Source organism: Microbacterium sp. K36 (assembly GCF_004794355.1).
Lineage (GTDB): Bacteria > Actinomycetota > Actinomycetes > Actinomycetales > Microbacteriaceae > Microbacterium > Microbacterium paraoxydans_D.
Window position 1 is genome coordinate 1 of record NZ_SSDN01000078.1, and the last position, 15,173, is coordinate 15,173.

The 15,173-nt window shown below is 71.1% G+C and carries 13 protein-coding genes and 1 riboswitch; of the genes, 2 read left to right on the top strand and 11 right to left on the bottom strand.

Annotation, left to right across the window (positions count from 1 at the left end):
* The 3 genes from DW296_RS09065 to DW296_RS09075 form a co-directional block, all read right to left on the bottom strand.
* A partial coding sequence (locus DW296_RS09065) for a sigma-70 family RNA polymerase sigma factor (RefSeq protein WP_136051959.1) occupies positions 1 to 908 on the bottom strand: 908 nt, incomplete at its 3' end.
* A gap of 507 nt (positions 909 to 1,415) precedes the next feature.
* Complete coding sequence (gene nagA / locus DW296_RS09070; protein WP_136051960.1) at positions 1,416 to 2,588, bottom strand: N-acetylglucosamine-6-phosphate deacetylase; 1,173 nt, start codon at positions 2,586 to 2,588, stop codon at positions 1,416 to 1,418.
* A complete protein-coding gene (locus DW296_RS09075; RefSeq protein WP_136051961.1) occupies positions 2,585 to 4,096 on the bottom strand; it encodes a family 20 glycosylhydrolase in 1,512 nt (503 codons plus the stop codon). The genes nagA and DW296_RS09075 overlap by 4 nt, the downstream gene beginning before the upstream one ends.
* A 117-nt stretch (positions 4,097 to 4,213) precedes the next feature.
* Positions 4,214 to 4,298, top strand: a riboswitch (ZMP/ZTP riboswitch).
* A 38-nt stretch (positions 4,299 to 4,336) separates the two neighbouring features.
* Here DW296_RS09075 and glyA point away from each other — a divergent pair.
* Both glyA and DW296_RS09085 read left to right on the top strand, forming a co-directional pair.
* Entirely contained in the window at positions 4,337 to 5,611 is a 1,275-nt protein-coding gene (gene glyA / locus DW296_RS09080; RefSeq protein WP_025103803.1) for a serine hydroxymethyltransferase, read from the top strand.
* The gene (locus DW296_RS09085; RefSeq protein ID WP_136051962.1) at positions 5,608 to 6,486 is read left to right on the top strand and encodes a bifunctional methylenetetrahydrofolate dehydrogenase/methenyltetrahydrofolate cyclohydrolase; all 879 of its coding nucleotides are present in this window, start codon (positions 5,608 to 5,610) and stop codon (positions 6,484 to 6,486) included. Before glyA ends, DW296_RS09085 begins: the two co-directional genes overlap by 4 nt.
* Before the next feature lie 80 nt (positions 6,487 to 6,566).
* On the opposite strand, the gene DW296_RS09090 is transcribed toward DW296_RS09085, so the two are convergent.
* The 8 genes from DW296_RS09090 to DW296_RS09125 form a co-directional block, all read right to left on the bottom strand.
* Positions 6,567 to 7,289 carry a DUF6882 domain-containing protein gene (locus DW296_RS09090; protein WP_136051963.1) on the bottom strand — a complete coding sequence of 241 codons (723 nt, stop codon included), beginning with the start codon at positions 7,287 to 7,289 and terminating at the stop codon, positions 6,567 to 6,569.
* 22 nt (positions 7,290 to 7,311) lie between these two features.
* Positions 7,312 to 8,556, bottom strand: a complete 1,245-nt coding sequence (locus tag DW296_RS09095) for an MFS transporter (protein WP_168429006.1) — start codon at positions 8,554 to 8,556, stop codon at positions 7,312 to 7,314.
* A gap of 81 nt (positions 8,557 to 8,637) precedes the next feature.
* Entirely contained in the window at positions 8,638 to 9,441 is an 804-nt protein-coding gene (locus DW296_RS09100; protein WP_136051965.1) for an HpcH/HpaI aldolase family protein, read from the bottom strand.
* A complete protein-coding gene (locus DW296_RS09105; protein ID WP_060922855.1) occupies positions 9,426 to 10,211 on the bottom strand; it encodes a fumarylacetoacetate hydrolase family protein in 786 nt (261 codons plus the stop codon). The genes DW296_RS09100 and DW296_RS09105 overlap by 16 nt, the downstream gene beginning before the upstream one ends.
* Before the next feature lie 9 nt (positions 10,212 to 10,220).
* A complete protein-coding gene (gene hpaD, locus DW296_RS09110) occupies positions 10,221 to 11,387 on the bottom strand; it encodes a 3,4-dihydroxyphenylacetate 2,3-dioxygenase (protein ID WP_025103809.1) in 1,167 nt (388 codons plus the stop codon).
* 30 nt (positions 11,388 to 11,417) lie between these two features.
* Complete coding sequence (gene hpaE / locus DW296_RS09115) at positions 11,418 to 12,917, bottom strand: 5-carboxymethyl-2-hydroxymuconate semialdehyde dehydrogenase (protein WP_136051966.1); 1,500 nt, start codon at positions 12,915 to 12,917, stop codon at positions 11,418 to 11,420.
* Positions 12,914 to 13,600, bottom strand: a complete 687-nt coding sequence (locus DW296_RS09120) for a GntR family transcriptional regulator (RefSeq protein WP_136051967.1) — start codon at positions 13,598 to 13,600, stop codon at positions 12,914 to 12,916. Before DW296_RS09120 ends, hpaE begins: the two co-directional genes overlap by 4 nt.
* Positions 13,597 to 15,069, bottom strand: coding sequence for a fumarylacetoacetate hydrolase family protein (locus DW296_RS09125; RefSeq protein ID WP_136051968.1), 1,473 nt, complete (start codon positions 15,067 to 15,069; stop codon positions 13,597 to 13,599). Before DW296_RS09125 ends, DW296_RS09120 begins: the two co-directional genes overlap by 4 nt.
* Between the last annotated feature and the right edge of the window lie 104 nt (positions 15,070 to 15,173).

Genomic DNA, 15,173 nt, shown 5'->3' on the forward strand with positions numbered 1-15,173 from the left:
CCGGAGCCGGAGGCGGCCGCCGCGGCCTGGCCGATGCCGCCGTCGCCGACGAACACCGCACCGGGGATGGTGGAAGCCGCGCCCGCCACCGCCAGGACCGGCGCACCGCCCTGGAGAGCTGCGAGGTAGCCGGAGGCACCGGTGGCACCGAGGACGAGCGGGAGCAGGACGAGGGCGAGGCGCTTCGAGACGTCCTTGGCCTCGGCCGCGACGATCATGCAGCGGGCGCACTCGTCGAGGTGCAGCTCGAGGCGACGGTGATCACGCGTGGCGAGGTTGCCGCGCGAGTAGGCGCCGAGATGCTCGATCGTCCACTGGCACTCGGAGCCGGGGCTCGCGCTGCGCAGGTGTGCCTGGATCCAGGCCTCTCGAAGTCCTTCGCGGGCGCGGAAGGCGAGCTGCGACACCGCGCCGGCCTTCATGCCGAGGAGCGGAGCCACCTCCTGGGGCTTCATCTGCTCGATCTCGGTGTACCAGAGCACCTCCTGCCACCGGGAGGGGAGGCTGCGGAACGCCTGGGCCGTGAGGCTGCGATCGAGCGCCTCGTTGGTGGCGTGCTCGGTGCTGTCCGGGTCGGCGACCGTGTCGAGTTCGTCGATCGCGGTCTCGCGGCGGGCTCGTCCCCAGGCGGCCGCCGTGTTGCGGATGCTCGTGAAGAGGTAGGCGCGGAACGAGCCGTTGGGACCGCCACCCTTGAGGATCGCCTGGTAGATGCGGGTGTAGGACTCCTGCACCAGGTCGTCCGGATCGATGGAGGAGGTCACCGAGCGTGCGACCGCCATCCCGGACGGGTAGTGCCGCCTCCAGAGTTCCCCGAACGCCCCCTTGTCGCCGGAGCGGACGCGGAGGATTAGGTCGGCATCGCCGATGGTGTCGTCTGGTGTGGTGTTCTCTCGGTGCACGGTCATCCATCTGGTCCCGGGGCACACAGCCGTCCCCAGGAGGAGAGACGCGAGAAGGCGTCTTTCATTACGCGGTCAGACCATTCTCTCGCGAAATCGGCATGGAGGCCAGCCCCGGTGCGGACTCGGAGGAGATGCTCGGGAGGGCTCCGCGGTGCTCAGCGCGGACCGCCCGAGAAGTTTTCTGAACTTTTTTCCGAGAACCGCGTAATGAACCGGGCCGCCCTTCGTCTCATCCCGTAGAGACAGCCGAAATGGACTCCACCGGGGGGCGGAGTTCCGGCGCTGGTGCGGGGGGTACTGCACCAGTGGGCGGGTCGGGATCCTCGGGGGAGGAGCTCCCGGCCCCGCCCGCTCGAGCGGGAGGGAATGGGCCGCCGATCTGGGGAGAACGGCGGCCCACCACTCCCACACCTGCGAGACGCACGTCACCGATCTGGGGAGTCCGGTGACACCGTCTCGTCCGATCGACCGGAGACCGCAGCGCTGCGCGTCGCGCGAAGCGCTGTCCTCCTAGGCGGGCAGCGCCGGACCTGTCCAGACCCGCGCGACGCGCAGCTCCGCGTCCAGAAGCACCGCATCGCCGAGCAGGCCGGGGCGCAGCGCGCCGAGGTGGGCGTCGCGTCCGATCGCGCGGGCCGGGGTCTCCGTGAGCGCCCGCACGACCTCCGCAAGAGGCACGCCCGCCGCCACTGCCCGCTGCAGCGCGACGTCCTGGGTCAGCGTGGAGCCGGCGATCGAGCCGGTGTCGTCGGCGCGGGCCACGCCGTTCTCGACGGTGACCTTCACCGCACCGAGGTCGTACTTGCCGTCGGCGCTCCCGGCCGCGGCCATGGCGTCGGTGATGAGCGCCACGCGGTGCGGCGCCGCGTCGAACACGAGCTTGACGACGTGCGGGTCGAGGTGGACGTCGTCGGCGATGGCCTCCAGGATCACCCGGTGATCCGCGGCCGCGGCGAGCACCGGGCCGGGGGCGCGGTGGTGGATCCCCGGCATCGCGTTGAAGGCGTGGGTCAGCAGCGAGGCGCCGGCCTCGAAGGCGGCGACGGCCATGGCGGCGTCGGCGTCGGTGTGCCCCACTGCGGCCGCGGCACCCGCCGCGACGATCTGACGGACGGCGTCGATCCCGCCGGGGAGCTCCGGCGCGATGGTGACCTGACGGACGGTGCCTTCTCCTGCATCCAGCAGGCGGGTCACGTCGGCCGCGACGGGGTGCCGCAGCAGCGAGGGCTCATGAGCGCCGTGGTGACCGGGGTCGAGGAACGGGCCCTCCAGGTGCGAGCCGAGCACGTCCGCATCGGTCCTGGTCAGGGCGGCGATCAGGGCGACGCTGCGTGCGAGGTCGTCGATCGTGCCGGTGACGAGCGAGATGACGGCCCTGGTGGTGCCGTGCTCGCGGTGCAGATCCCGTCCGGTCCGGATGGCGTTCACGCCGTCGTCGTACGCCGCGCCCGCGCCGCCATGACCGTGGATGTCGACGAAGCCCGGCGTGAGCAGGGCGCCCGCGCCTGCCACGGCCGCGCCATCCACGACCTCGGTCGCCGGCTCCCAGTCCGTCCCCGTGCCGCGCGCGGCGACGACGCCGTCCTCGATGCGCACCCACCCGTCCTCGACGATCTCCCCGCGGTCGACGAGGCGGACGGAGTGGATGACCAGGGAACCGGTCGCGGAGGAGAGGGTCTTCAACGGGCGCTCCAGGGGATCTCGGGGGCGGGGTGGAAATCGACCCCCTCAGCCTTCCACAGCGGCGCGAGGGCGCCGACCCGGGCGCGGAAGGACTCCCATGTGCGGCCCACGCCGTCGCGCGGCGACCAGGCGATCTCGGCCTGGGCGGCGGCACGAGGGAACACGAGCCGCTCCACCTCGTCGAGCGTGCGGGTGGTCTCGGACCACAGCGGAGCCTCGATGCCGAGGATCGCCTCGTCCGGCACGGCGAGCACGTCGGTCGGCTCCCACTCGTACGCGCGACGGACGTCGATGATCGCGGCCCAGGTGAGACCGAGCGGGAAGTCGGCGGTGTACTTCATGTCGAGGTAGGTCGCATCGGCCGCCGACATGATCAGGGCTCCGCCGCGCTCGACGAAGTGCGCGGCCTCCTCGGCGTGCGTGCCCGTCGGCGTCGTCATGCCCCAGTACTGGCCGATCGTGCCGCGGGCGATACCGGCCGCCGAGCCCATCTCGTGCCACGCGACCGGGGTCTTGCCCTCCTCGACGACGATCGCCGTCGCGCGCTCCGCGAAGAGGTCGAAGTCGGCCTGGGGCGTGCCGAGGGACTCGTCGCCGCCGATGTGGATGTAGGGCCCCGGGGTCATCTCGGCGAGCTCGCGGACCACGTCGCGGACGAACCGATACGTCTCCTCCTCGTGGATGCGCACGCTGGAGTGCCCGACCCCCCAGCCCAGATAGGGCTCGCCGGCCACGGGGAGCGGCTGGCCGAGCTGCTCGGACTGGGCGATCAGCGCGTCGTTCAGGACCGGGGCCTCGACCAGCTCCGGGTAGGCGACGCCGATCGCGTGGGTGTGGCCGGGAAGGTCGATCTCGGGGATCACGATCATGTGGCGCGCGGCCGCGTACGCCACGATCTCGCGGTAGTCGTCCTTGGTGTAGTAGCCGCCGGGGGCGCCGTCGGCGGCGGTGGCGGCGGCCCGCTCGGTGAGCAGCGGCCAGGATTCGATGTGCACGCGCCAGCCCTGGTCGTCGGTGAGGTGCAGGTGCAGGTGGTTGAACTTCAGCGCGCTCGTGCTGTCGATGAACCGCTTCACGTCGTCGACGCCGAAGAAGTGCCGCGCCACGTCGAGCATCACGCCCCGGCGGGCGAAGCGCGGGGCGTCCGCGATGTCGGCGCGGAGCAGCGCCCAGCCGGCGTCGTCCTCCCGGAGCAGCTGCAGCAGCGTCTGGACCCCGTAGAAGAGCCCCGCCTCGTCGGCGCCGATGAGGATGGCGCGGTCGCCGACCTCGAGCGTGTAGCCCTCCGGCGCGGACGAGGCCGCGTCGACGAAGAGCTCGATCTCGGCGGGGCCGGAGTCCACCGCGGTGAGACGGAGGCCGGTGCGGCGTTCGACGGCGTCGATCAGCTGTCCGGCGGCGGGGGAGGAGCCGAGCACGCGCGTCGTCGCGGCGAGCGGCAGACGTCCCTCCCTGGCCTTCGCGGACACCGGAGCGGGGACGAGGGGCAGATCAAGAGGTAGGACCATGAACAAAACCTAGCCGCCGAAACACCGCAAGGGAACAGGGGGATCGAAACGATTCTGCAGGTGGTGGGCACGATGCCCGAAACGACCGCGTGCGCGGCGTCGCGCATCGGCTATGCTCGTAACCGTCGCGACTGGCGTCTGGGTGGACAACCACCGGGGAGCGACTGACCACGGAATTCGACCGCGCGCCTGGGCCGATAGGAACACCCTTTTCGAATCCGTCGTCAAAAGGAGCACGTCATGACCGACCGTTACTTCAACGCCCCGCTTTCCGAGGTCGACCCGGAGATCGCCGAGGTCCTCGATCGCGAGCTGAAGCGCCAGCAGACCTTCCTCGAGATGATCGCCTCGGAGAACTTCGTCCCTGTCTCGGTCCTGCAGTCGCAGGGCTCGGTGCTCACCAACAAGTACGCCGAGGGCTACCCCGGCCGCCGCTACTACGGCGGCTGCGAGGAGGTCGACGTCGCGGAGGAGCTCGCCATCTCCCGCGCCAAGAGCCTGTTCGGCGCCGAGTTCGCGAACGTCCAGCCGCACTCCGGTGCGTCCGCGAACGCCGCGGTCCTGCACGCGATCGCCCGCCCTGGCGACACCCTGCTCGGCCTCTCGCTCGACCAGGGCGGCCACCTCACGCACGGCATGAAGATCAACTTCTCCGGTCGCCTGTACGACATCGTGGCCTACGGGGTCGACGCCGAGACCTCGACGATCGACATGGACGAGGTGCGCCGCCTCGCGATCGAGCACAAGCCCAAGGTCATCATCGCCGGGTGGTCCGCCTACCCGCGCACGATGGACTTCGCCGCGTTCCGCGCCATCGCCGACGAGGTGGGCGCGATCCTCTGGGTCGACATGGCGCACTTCGCCGGCCTCGTGGCCGCCGGTCTGCACCCCAACCCGGTGCCGCACGCGCACGTCGTGTCCTCGACGGTGCACAAGACCATCGGCGGCCCCCGCTCGGGCTTCATCCTCACCAACGACGCCGATCTCGCCAAGAAGATCAACACCGCGGTCTTCCCCGGTCAGCAGGGCGGTCCGCTCATGCACGTGATCGCGGCGAAGGCGACCGCCTTCAAGCTCGCCGGCACGCCGGAGTTCAAGGAGCGCCAGGAGCGCGTGCTGCGCGGTGCGAAGCTCATCGCCGAGCGCCTGTCGCAGCAGGACGTGAAGGACGCCGGCATCGCGGTGCGCTCGGGCGGCACGGACGTGCACCTCGTGCTCGTCGACCTCCGCGACGCCGAGATCGACGGCAAGCAGGCGGAGGACCTCCTGCACGACATCCACATCACCGTGAACCGCAACGCCGTGCCGAACGACCCGCGTCCGCCGATGGTGACCTCGGGTCTGCGGATCGGCACGCCCGCGCTCGCGACCCGCGGCTTCGGCGACGCCGAGTTCACCGAGGTGGCCGACATCATCGCCCTCGCGCTGCTCCCCGGTGCCGACATCGAGGCGCTCCGCGCCCGCGTGGACGCGCTCGCCGCGGCCTTCCCGCTCTACCCGGACCTGCAGCAGTGACCGCGGTCGTCCTCGACGGCAAGGCGGCGGCGGCCGAGATCCGCGCCGAGCTGACGGAGCGGGTCGCCGCACTGAAGGAGAAGGGCGTCACCCCCGGCATCGCCACGGTGCTGGTGGGAGCCGACCCCGCCTCGCAGCTCTACGTGGGCATGAAGCACCGGCAGTCCGAGGCGATCGGGATGAACTCGATCCAGCGCGAGCTGCCAGCCGATGCGACGCAGGCTGACGTCGAGGCGCTGATCGACGAGCTCAACGCCGATCCCGCCTGCCACGGGTACATCGTGCAGCTGCCGCTGCCGAAGCACCTCGACACGGACGCGATCCTGGAGCGGATCGATCCGGCGAAGGACGCGGACGGCCTGCACCCGACCAACCTCGGGCGCCTCGTCCTCAACGTCAACGCGCCGATCCACACGCCGCTGCCGTGCACCCCGCGCGGTGTCATCGAGCTGCTGCTGCGCAACGACTACGACCTCAAGGGCAAGCACGTCGTGGTCGTCGGCCGCGGTGTCACCATCGGGCGCTCGATCGGGCTGCTGCTGACCCGTCGCGACCTCAACGCCACGGTCACGCTGACGCACACCGGCACAATCGACATGCCGCGTTACCTGCGGGAGGCCGACGTGATCGTCGCGGCCGCGGGGGTCAAGCACCTCATCCGCGCCGAGGACGTCAAGCCCGGAGCCGCGGTGCTGGACGTGGGGGTCACCCGCGAGACCGATCCGGAGACCGGCAAGAACCTCGTGTTCGGTGACGTCGCTCCCGAGGTCGCCGAGGTCGCCGGGTACCTGTCCCCGAATCCGGGAGGGGTGGGGCCGATGACCGTCGCCCTGCTCATGACCAACGTCGTCGAGGCGGCCGAGCGGACGGTCTGACTTCCGCGCCGCGTCGCAGATTCACGCGAACGCCGCAGGGATCCCCGGGATCCCTGCGGCGTTCGTGCGTTTCTGCGGACTCAGACCTGGCCGTGCAGCGAGCTCTCCACGCCGCTGATCCGGGCCTGCTCGTCGAAGCGGATCGTCGCGGTGCCCGAGGCGTCCGTCACCGTGGCGCCGGAGAAGGACTCGTCCGTCCAGGTGAGGGTCCAGCCGGCGAGACGCGCGAGGTCCCAGACCGCCGTGCGGGCATCGGGAAGGGGTGTCTGCGCGAGGGTGCGGGGGAGGGCCACCACCGTGTCGGCGACCGTGAGCGGAGCGAGCGGGGCGTCGAGCAGGAACACCGCGCGGGTGCCGCCGTCGACGGGGGCCGAGTAGTAGGGGGAGCGCCCGGTGAGCTCCACCGCCACGCCGCCGATCGTGTGCGCCGCGCGGGCGATCCACTCCGCGTCGCCCGAGGCGTCGGCCGGGAACGGGACCTCGGGGGCGGTGAGCTCGGCGATCCCGTGCTGCTCGCCGTACGCGCGGAGCTGCGCGGCGACACCCTGGGGGTCGCCCTGGGGGTGCGCCCACGCCCACAGCAGCGAGCGCGGGCCGGGGGCGATCGTGGCGATGAGGTGCGCGCGGGTCACGAGCTGCCGGGTCGGGTCGTCGTTCGCGGTGAAGGTCAGCGTCCCCGCCGCGAGGTCGGCGTCCCACCGGTGCTCGCCGAGTGCGTCGGCGGCCGCGGAGAGGGCGTCCTGGCGGAGCGCGGTGAAGAGGGCGGCACGGTCGGCGAGGGGCTGCAGCGGGGGGAAGGTCATGCCCACAGTCTCCCCGGGATTGCTATGAATCCGCCACTCCCGCGCGCTCCGTGACGGCCGCCGCGGGCCGCCCCATCCGCCACACCGCGGGGACGAGCAGCGTCACCAGAGCGATCGCCGCATAGAGGACCGCGGAGGTGGTGAGCACGGTGGCCGGCTCCGCATGCGTGATGAGCCAGCCGTACACGAGCGTGCCGATGGGCATCACGACGAAGCTGCCGAGCATGTCGTAGCTCGCGACCCGCGAGAGCTTCTCCCCGGGGATGTTCTCCATCATCGCGAGGTTCCAGCCGGTCGCGAAGACCTCGGCCCCGGCTCCGGCGACGAACGCCGCCATCGCCAGCAGGACCACGGCCGGATGCACGCCGAGGAGGGTGAGTGGCAGGGCGAACGCCGCCATCCCGATCATCCCGTAGCGCAGGGGCCGGCGGAGCGGGAACCACATCAGCAGCAGGGTCATCACGAGGACCCCTGCCCCCTCCGCGCTCACGACCCACCCCCAGCCGGAGATGCCGAGGCGATCGTCGTTCTTCGCGATGTACGGGCCGACGACGCCCCAGGCGCCCACGTGGATCGCGTTCATGATCATGAAGGCCAGCACGATGGTCCACAGCCAGGAGCGGCTCCAGAACTCGTGCCACCCCACCCGGAGGTCGTGGAACATCGTGGTGCCGCCGGAGGCCGCGGGTGGCGGGAGCTTCACGAGCGCGAGGACCGGGATCGCGAGCAGCCACCCCGCCGCCTGCACGACCATGGCCCACGCGGGTCCCGCGGTGGCCACCAGGACCCCGGCGATGACCGGGCCGCCGATCGTGACGGCCGAGCGGACGAACGACAGCATCGCGTTCGCCTGCTGGAGGTGCGCGGGGGTGGTCAGCTGCGGGATGATGCCCTGCATCGCGGGGAGCACGAACGCGGAGGAGGCGCCGTTGATCGCGGAGAGCACGGCGAGGAGCGGGACCGTGGCCGTGCCCGTGAACAGGAGAGCGGCCATCGCCCCGACCGACAGGATGTCCACGACGTAGCAGGACTGGATGATGAGGGCGCGGGGGAGGCGGTCGGCGACGACCCCTCCGAACAGGACGAACACGATGTTGCTGATCGTGAAGGCCGCGAGCACGATCGAGAGCGACCGGGCGTCGTTGTCGATCTCGAGCACCGCGAACGCCAGCGCGATCGCCGACATCGAGCCCGTGACGAGGGTCAGGGCGCGCGCGAGGAAGAACCACCGGAAGTTGCGGTCCTGCATCGCCGCCAGTCTGTGCACCGGCTCATCCTTCCCGCCCGCTCCGAATCGCGCAAATGGCACCATTCCGGCCGCGGATGGAGCCAGGTGCGCGACTCGAAGTCAGTAGCTGGGGCGGCCGGAGGCGTCGGAGCGGGGGAGGAAGCGGGCGGCGAGGGCCTCGGAGGCGCGGGCGAGGAGGGCGACGTCGGCGCCCACGGCCACGAAGTCCGCACCCGCCGCGAGATACGCGTCGGCGGCGGAGGGGTCGAAGGCGTTCACGCCCACGGGTTTCCCTGCGCCGTGCACCGCGGCGAACACCGACTCCACGGCGGCGACCACGTCCGGATGCGTCTGCTGTCCGAGCAGGCCCATCGACGCGGACAGGTCGGAGGGGCCGACGAACACCGCGTCCACCCCGTCGACCGCGGCGATGTCGGCGGCGGCCTCGACCCCCGCGGCCGTCTCGATCTGCACCGTCAGCGACACGTGCTGCGCGGACTCCTGCAGGTAGCGGTCGACGCGGTTCCAGCGGGCGCTGCGGGCCAGGGCGCTGCCGACCCCGCGGACGCCCTCGGGGGGATAGCGGGTCGCGGCCACGGCGGCCCTGGCCTCGTCGGGGGAGGACACCATCGGCACGATGAGGTTCTGCGCACCGAGGTCGAGCACCTGCTTGATCGCGACCGCATCGTTGAAGGGCACCCGCACGAGGGGCGTGACCGGATAGGCCGCGACCGCCTGGAGCTGGGTCAGCACGGACTCGAGCGTGTTCGCCGAGTGCTCCATGTCGATGAGCAGCCAGTCCAGCCCGGAGCCCGCGGCGACCTCGGCCAGCAGCGGGCTGCCGGAGCACACCCACATCCCCACGAACGGCCGGTCGGACGCGGCGAGCTGCGCGCGGAAGGACGGCTCTAGACGAAGCGGCATGTGATGGTCCCCATCGGTCCGTAGTCGCACAGCACCTCGTCGCCGCGCGACACCCACATCGGGCGTGTGAACGATCCTGCCAGGATGATCTCCCCCGCCTCCAGACGCGCGCCGTGCTGATGGAACTTGTTCGCGAGCCACGCCACCCCGGTGGCCGGATGCCCGAGCACGCCGGCGGCGACACCGGTCTCCTCGATCTCCCCGTTGCGGGAGAGCACGCCGGGCACCCACCGCAGGTCGATCTCGTCCGGGCGCTTGCGCACCGTCCCCAGCACCATCGCCCCGTACGCGGCGTTGTCGCTGATGGTGTCGACGATCGTGCGGCCCTCGAGCTCGATGTGCGAGTTCAGCACCTCGAGGGCCGGCACGGCGTAGTCGATCGCGGCGAGGGCGTCCTCCAGCGTGCAGTCGGGGCCCTCCAGCGGTTCCTTGAGCACGAACGCCAGCTCGACCTCGATGCGGACGTTGGAGAAGTGATCCGTGGGGATCTCCGCGCCCGACTCGTACACGGTGTCGTCGAACATGACGCCGTAGTCGGGCTCGGTGATCCCCGTCGCCTGCTGCATGGCCTTCGAGGTCAGGCCGATCTTGCGCCCGACCAGCCGGCGGCCCGCCGCGACCTGCGAATCCCGCCACACGCCCTGGATGGCGTAGGAGTCCTCCACGGTCGCCTCGGGGTACCGCGCGGTGATGCGCGGGATCACCCCGTGCGTGCGGTCGGCCTCCGCGAGCTCCGCGGCGATCTGCGCGATCGTCTCCTCAGACAGCATGAGCGTCTCCTAGAGCTGGTGGCCGAGCTTGTACTCGCCCTGCTTGTACTCGGGCATCGAGGTCTCGCCCTCGTCCGCGCGGGTGTAGGAGAAGCCGTCGGCGCCGATCGTCACGGCCATCTCGCTGGAGTCCGTGCGGGCGACGACGGGCTGCGGGTTGCCGTCGAGGTCGAGCACGAGCGAGGCGTCCGTGTACCAAGAGGGCACCACCGGGGTGCCCCACCAGTCGCGGCGCTGGTTGTCGTGCACGTCCCAGGTGACGACCGGGTTGTCCGGGTCGCCGGTGTAGTAGTCCTGCGTGTAGATCTCGACGCGGTGGCCGTCGGGGTCGCGCAGGTAGAGGTAGAACGCGTTGGAGACGCCGTGCCGGCCGGGGCCGCGCTCGATGGCGTCGGAGCGGCGCAGCGCCCCGAGCTTGTCGCAGATCGCGAGGATGTTGTGCTTCTCGTGCGTCGCGAAGGCGACGTGGTGCATCCGCGGACCGTCGCCGCCCGTTGCCGCGGTGTCGTGGACGGTGGGCTTGCGGCGCATCCACGCGGCGTACACGGTGCCCTCGTCGTCCTGGATGTCCTCCGTCACGCGGAAGCCGAGGTCCTGGTAGTGGCGCACCGCGCGCGGCACGTCAGGGGTGACCTGGTTGAAGTGGTCGAGGCGCACGAGCTCGCCGGGGGTGTGCAGGTCGTACCGCCAGGACAGGCGCTCCACGTGCTCGGTGGCGTAGAAGAACTCGTACGGGAAGCCGAGCGGGTCGACGACGCGCACGGAGTCGCCGATGCCCTTCACGAAGCCGTTCTCCTGACGACGGACGTCGCAGCCGAGCTCCGTGTAGAACTCCACGGCGCGGTCGAGGTCCTCCGCGGCGCGCACCCGGTACGAGAACGCGGCGACCGCGGCGATGGGTCCCTGACGCAGCACGAGGTTGTGGTGGATGAACTCCTCGGTCGAGCGCAGGTAGATCGCCTCGTCGTCCTCCTCGGTCACGTACAGGCCCAGGATGTCGACGTAGAACTGCCGCGACGCGGCCAGGTCGGTCACGACGAGCTCCATGTACGCGCACCGCAGGATGTCCGGCGGCGTGCTCTTCGGCGTCGCGACGGGGTTGTCGCTCTGGATCGGGGCCTCCTGGCTCACGTAGTAGCCGGAGGAGGTGAGGGTCTTGGCGGTCTTGTCGGTCATGTCAGCGTCCTTGCTTGTGTCCGGCGGGCGTCAGTTCTTGCCGAACGTCGGGTTGTGCGGGGTCGAGGCGAGCGTGATGTGCACGCTCTGCTGATCGGTGTAGAAGTCGATGGAGCGGTAGCCGCCCTCGTGGCCCAGGCCCGATGCCTTCACGCCGCCGAACGGCGTGCGCAGGTCGCGGACGTTGTTGCTGTTCAGCCACACCATGCCGGCCTCGACGGACTGCGCGAACGTGTGGGCGCGCTTGAGGTCGTTCGTCCAGATGTAGGCCGCGAGGCCGTACTTCGTGTTGTTCGCGAGTGCCAGCGCCTCCTCGTCGGAGTCGAACGGGGTGATCGCGACGACCGGGCCGAAGATCTCCTCCTGGAAGATGCGGGCGTCGGGGGCGACGTCGGCGAACACCGTCGGGGCGACGAAGTTCCCCTCCTCGAAACCCTCGGGACGACCGCCACCGGCGACCAGGCGGCCCTCGGTCTTGCCGATCTCGACGTAGGACATCACCTTGTCGTAGTGCTCGGGGTGCACGAGAGCGCCGACCTCGGTCTCGGGGTCGTGCGGGTAGCCGACCTTGACGCGCTGCGCCTGCGCGGCATAGCGCTCCACGAACTCCTCGTAGATCGAGCGCTCCACGAGGATGCGGGACCCGGCGGTGCAGCGCTCGCCGTTGAGGGAGAAGACGCCGAAGATGGTCGCGTCGACGGCGGCCTCCAGGTCGGCGTCTGCGAAGACCACGGCGGGCGACTTGCCGCCGAGCTCCATCGACAGGCCCTTGAGGAACGGCGCGGCGTTGCCGAAGATGATCTGCCCCGTGCGGCTCTCGCCGGTGAAGGAGATGAGCGGCACGTCGGGGTGCTTCACCAGCGCGTCGCCGGCGTCTTCGCCGAGGCCGTTCACGAGGTTGAAGACGCCCTGCGGCAGGCCCGCCTCCTCGAAGATGCCCGCCCACAGCGAGGCGGAGAGGGGCGTGAACTCGGCCGGCTTGAGGACGACCGTGTTGCCGGTCGCGAGCGCGGGGCCGAGCTTCCAGGACTCGAGCATGAACGGCGTGTTCCACGGGGTGATGAGCCCGGCGACGCCGATCGGCTTGCGGTTGACGTAGTTCATCTGCTTGCCCGGCACCTTGAAGGCGTCGTCGGCCTGGGCGACGATCAGATCGGCGAAGAAGCGGAAGTTCTCCGCGGCGCGGCGGGCCTGACCGAGGGCCTGCGTGATCGGCAGCCCCGAGTCGTACGACTCCAGCTCCGCGAGCCGGGCGTCGCGCGACTCCACGATGTCGGCGATCCTGTGCAGCACGCGCGAGCGCTCCCGCGGGAGCATCCGCGGCCAGGGACCCTCGTCGAAGGCGCGCTTGGCGGCGGCGACGGCCCGCTCGATGTCGGCCTTCTTGCCGGCGGCGGCCGTCGTGTAGGTCTGGTTCGTCACCGGGTCGAGCACGTCGAACGTGTCGCCGTCGATCGAGTCGACGAAGGCGCCGTCGATATAGTGCTGGATGTGGTCGGGCAGGTCGGCGGGGATGCGGGAGTCGGTCATGATGCTTCTCCTTCGGCGGGGACGGAACGGGTGTGCAGGGCGTCGAGGAACGCGTCCCTCGTGCGCCACCGGTGGTTGCGGGCGGCGAGCTCGATCTCCAGCGGCTCGGCGCCGTCGCGGATCAGCTCGAGGATCTGGGCGTGCTCGTCGACCGAGTGGTGGGCGCGGCCGGGCACGTAGGCGAAGGTCGAGTCGCGGATGCCGGACAGCCGGGCCCAGCCGCGGTGCACGAGGTCGAGCAGGTGCGGGTTCGGGCACGGCTCGAACAGCACGGAGTGGAACTGCCGGTTGAGCTCGGTGAACGTGTGCGGGTCGAAGTGGTCGAGCAGGCGGCTCATCCGCTCGTTGACCTCCGCGGCCTGCGCGAGCGCGTCCGCGCCGAGCAGGGGAGCGGACAGCGCGGTGGCCGCGCCTTCGACGAGTCCGAGCGTCTGCATGGTGTGGGCGTACTCGCCCTCATCCACGAGGGTCACGCGGGCGCCGACGTTGCGCTCGAAGGTCACGAGCCCCTCGGCCTCCAGGCGGCGGATCGCCTCGCGCACCGGGACCACACTCATCCCCAGCTCCTCGGCGATCGGACCGAGGACCAGGCGGTAGCCGGGACCGTAGGTGTGCGCCGAGATGCGCGCGCGGATCCAGGCGTACGCCTGCTCCGACTTGCTGGCGCTCTCGACCGTGCTCACTTCCGCTCCGCTCCGGTGCCGGTCGCCTGCTCGTAGCGGGCGCGCCACTCGGCGTTCATCGGGAAGAGGCCGTCGACCGGGTGCCCGGCGGCGACCTGCTCGGCGATCCAGGCGTCCTCGATCTCCTGGGCCACGGCGTCGGCGGCGACCTCGGCGGCGAGAGCCGGCGGGATCACGATCACGCCGTCGCCGTCGCCGACGATGATGTCGCCGGGCTGCACGGTGGCGCCGCCGCACGAGATCGTCACGTCGACGTCCCACGGCACGTGCTTGCGGCCGAGCACCGAGGGGTGCGCGCCCTGCGAGAAGACGGGAAGCCCGATCTCGGCGACGGCCTGGAAGTCGCGCACACCGCCGTCTGTGACCACGCCCGCCGCGCCGCGGGTCTGCGCGCGCAGGGCGAGGATGTCGCCGAGCGTTCCGGTGGTCGCGTCGCCGCGGGCCTCGATGACGATGACCTCGCCCTCGGCGACCGCATCGAACGCGCGCTTCTGGGCGTTGTACCCGCCGCCGTGGGTGCGGAAGAGGTCTTCGCGGAACGGCACGAAGCGCAGGGTCTTGGCGGTGCCGACGATCTTCGTGCCCGGGAGGTTGGCGGAGACGCCGTCGATGAAGCAGGAGTGGTGTCCGCGCTTGCGCAGCTGGGCCGAGAGGCCGGCGGTGGGGGCTTCGAGGAGCTGGGCGCGGAGCTCGGGGGTGAGCGTGGGCGCGGTGTCCTCGGCGGGCAGGCCGGCGAGCTCGCGGGAGCCCCAGGCCTCGGTGCGCTGGAGGTCGTCGACCGCGGGGAGCGAGCCGAGGTCGCCGTCGAAGGGGACGTCGCCCTGCGTGACCGTCGTGACCAGGCGGCCGGACGTGGGAGCGCCGGGGGCGTCCGGGGCGTCGACCTCGATCTCGACCACGTCGCCGGGGACGATGACCGATGAGCCCGCGGGGGTGCCCGTGAGGATCACGTCGCCGGTCTCCAGCGTGAAGTGCTGGGAGAGGTCGGCGACGAGCTGGGCCAGCGGGAAGATGAGCCCGGCGGTGGTGTCGTCCTGGCGGAGCTCGCCGTTCACCCAGGCGCGCACGCGGAGGGCCGCCGGGTCGACCGTGCGGGCGTCGATCAGCTCCGGACCGAGCGGGGTGTACCCGTCGCCGCCCTTGGAGCGGACGTTGGAGCCCTTGTCGTTGGCGCGCAGGTCGTAGAGGCCGAGGTCGTTCGAGGCGGTCACCCACTGCACGTGATCCCAGGCGTCGGCGAGGGCGACCCGGCGGGCCGGGGCGCCGATGATCAGCGCGATCTCCCCCTCGAACGCGAGCAGCTCGGTACCGGCGGGGCGCTCGACGGTACCGCCGGAGACCCCGACCGAGCTGGCCGGCTTGAAGAAATAGGAGGGGTGGGCGGGGCGTCGACCACGCTGGTCGGCCCGCGAGGCGTAGCTCAGGTGGATCGCGATGATCTTCCCCGGGCGGGCGATGGTGTCCGTCACGGATGCGCCTCCTCGCGCTCGTCAGGACGCGTTGTGCGTCGTATCCGAAATCATATATCATCGTCTCACCCCTCGGCAAGCAGATCGGATTCACGTCCGTGCGC

Excerpts from the sequence above, each read along its gene's own strand:
- glyA (WP_025103803.1), top strand. The coding sequence starts at position 4,337 with ATGACCGACCGTTACTTCAACGCCCCGCTTTCCGAGGTCGACCCGGAG.
- DW296_RS09075 (WP_136051961.1), bottom strand. The coding sequence starts at position 4,096 with ATGGTCCTACCTCTTGATCTGCCCCTCGTCCCCGCTCCGGTGTCCGCG.
- hpaE (WP_136051966.1), bottom strand. The coding sequence starts at position 12,917 with ATGACCGACTCCCGCATCCCCGCCGACCTGCCCGACCACATCCAGCAC.
- DW296_RS09100 (WP_136051965.1), bottom strand. The coding sequence starts at position 9,441 with ATGCCGCTTCGTCTAGAGCCGTCCTTCCGCGCGCAGCTCGCCGCGTCC.
- hpaD (WP_025103809.1), bottom strand. The coding sequence starts at position 11,387 with ATGACCGACAAGACCGCCAAGACCCTCACCTCCTCCGGCTACTACGTG.
- DW296_RS09090 (WP_136051963.1), bottom strand. The coding sequence starts at position 7,289 with ATGACCTTCCCCCCGCTGCAGCCCCTCGCCGACCGTGCCGCCCTCTTC.
- DW296_RS09105 (WP_060922855.1), bottom strand. The coding sequence starts at position 10,211 with ATGCTGTCTGAGGAGACGATCGCGCAGATCGCCGCGGAGCTCGCGGAG.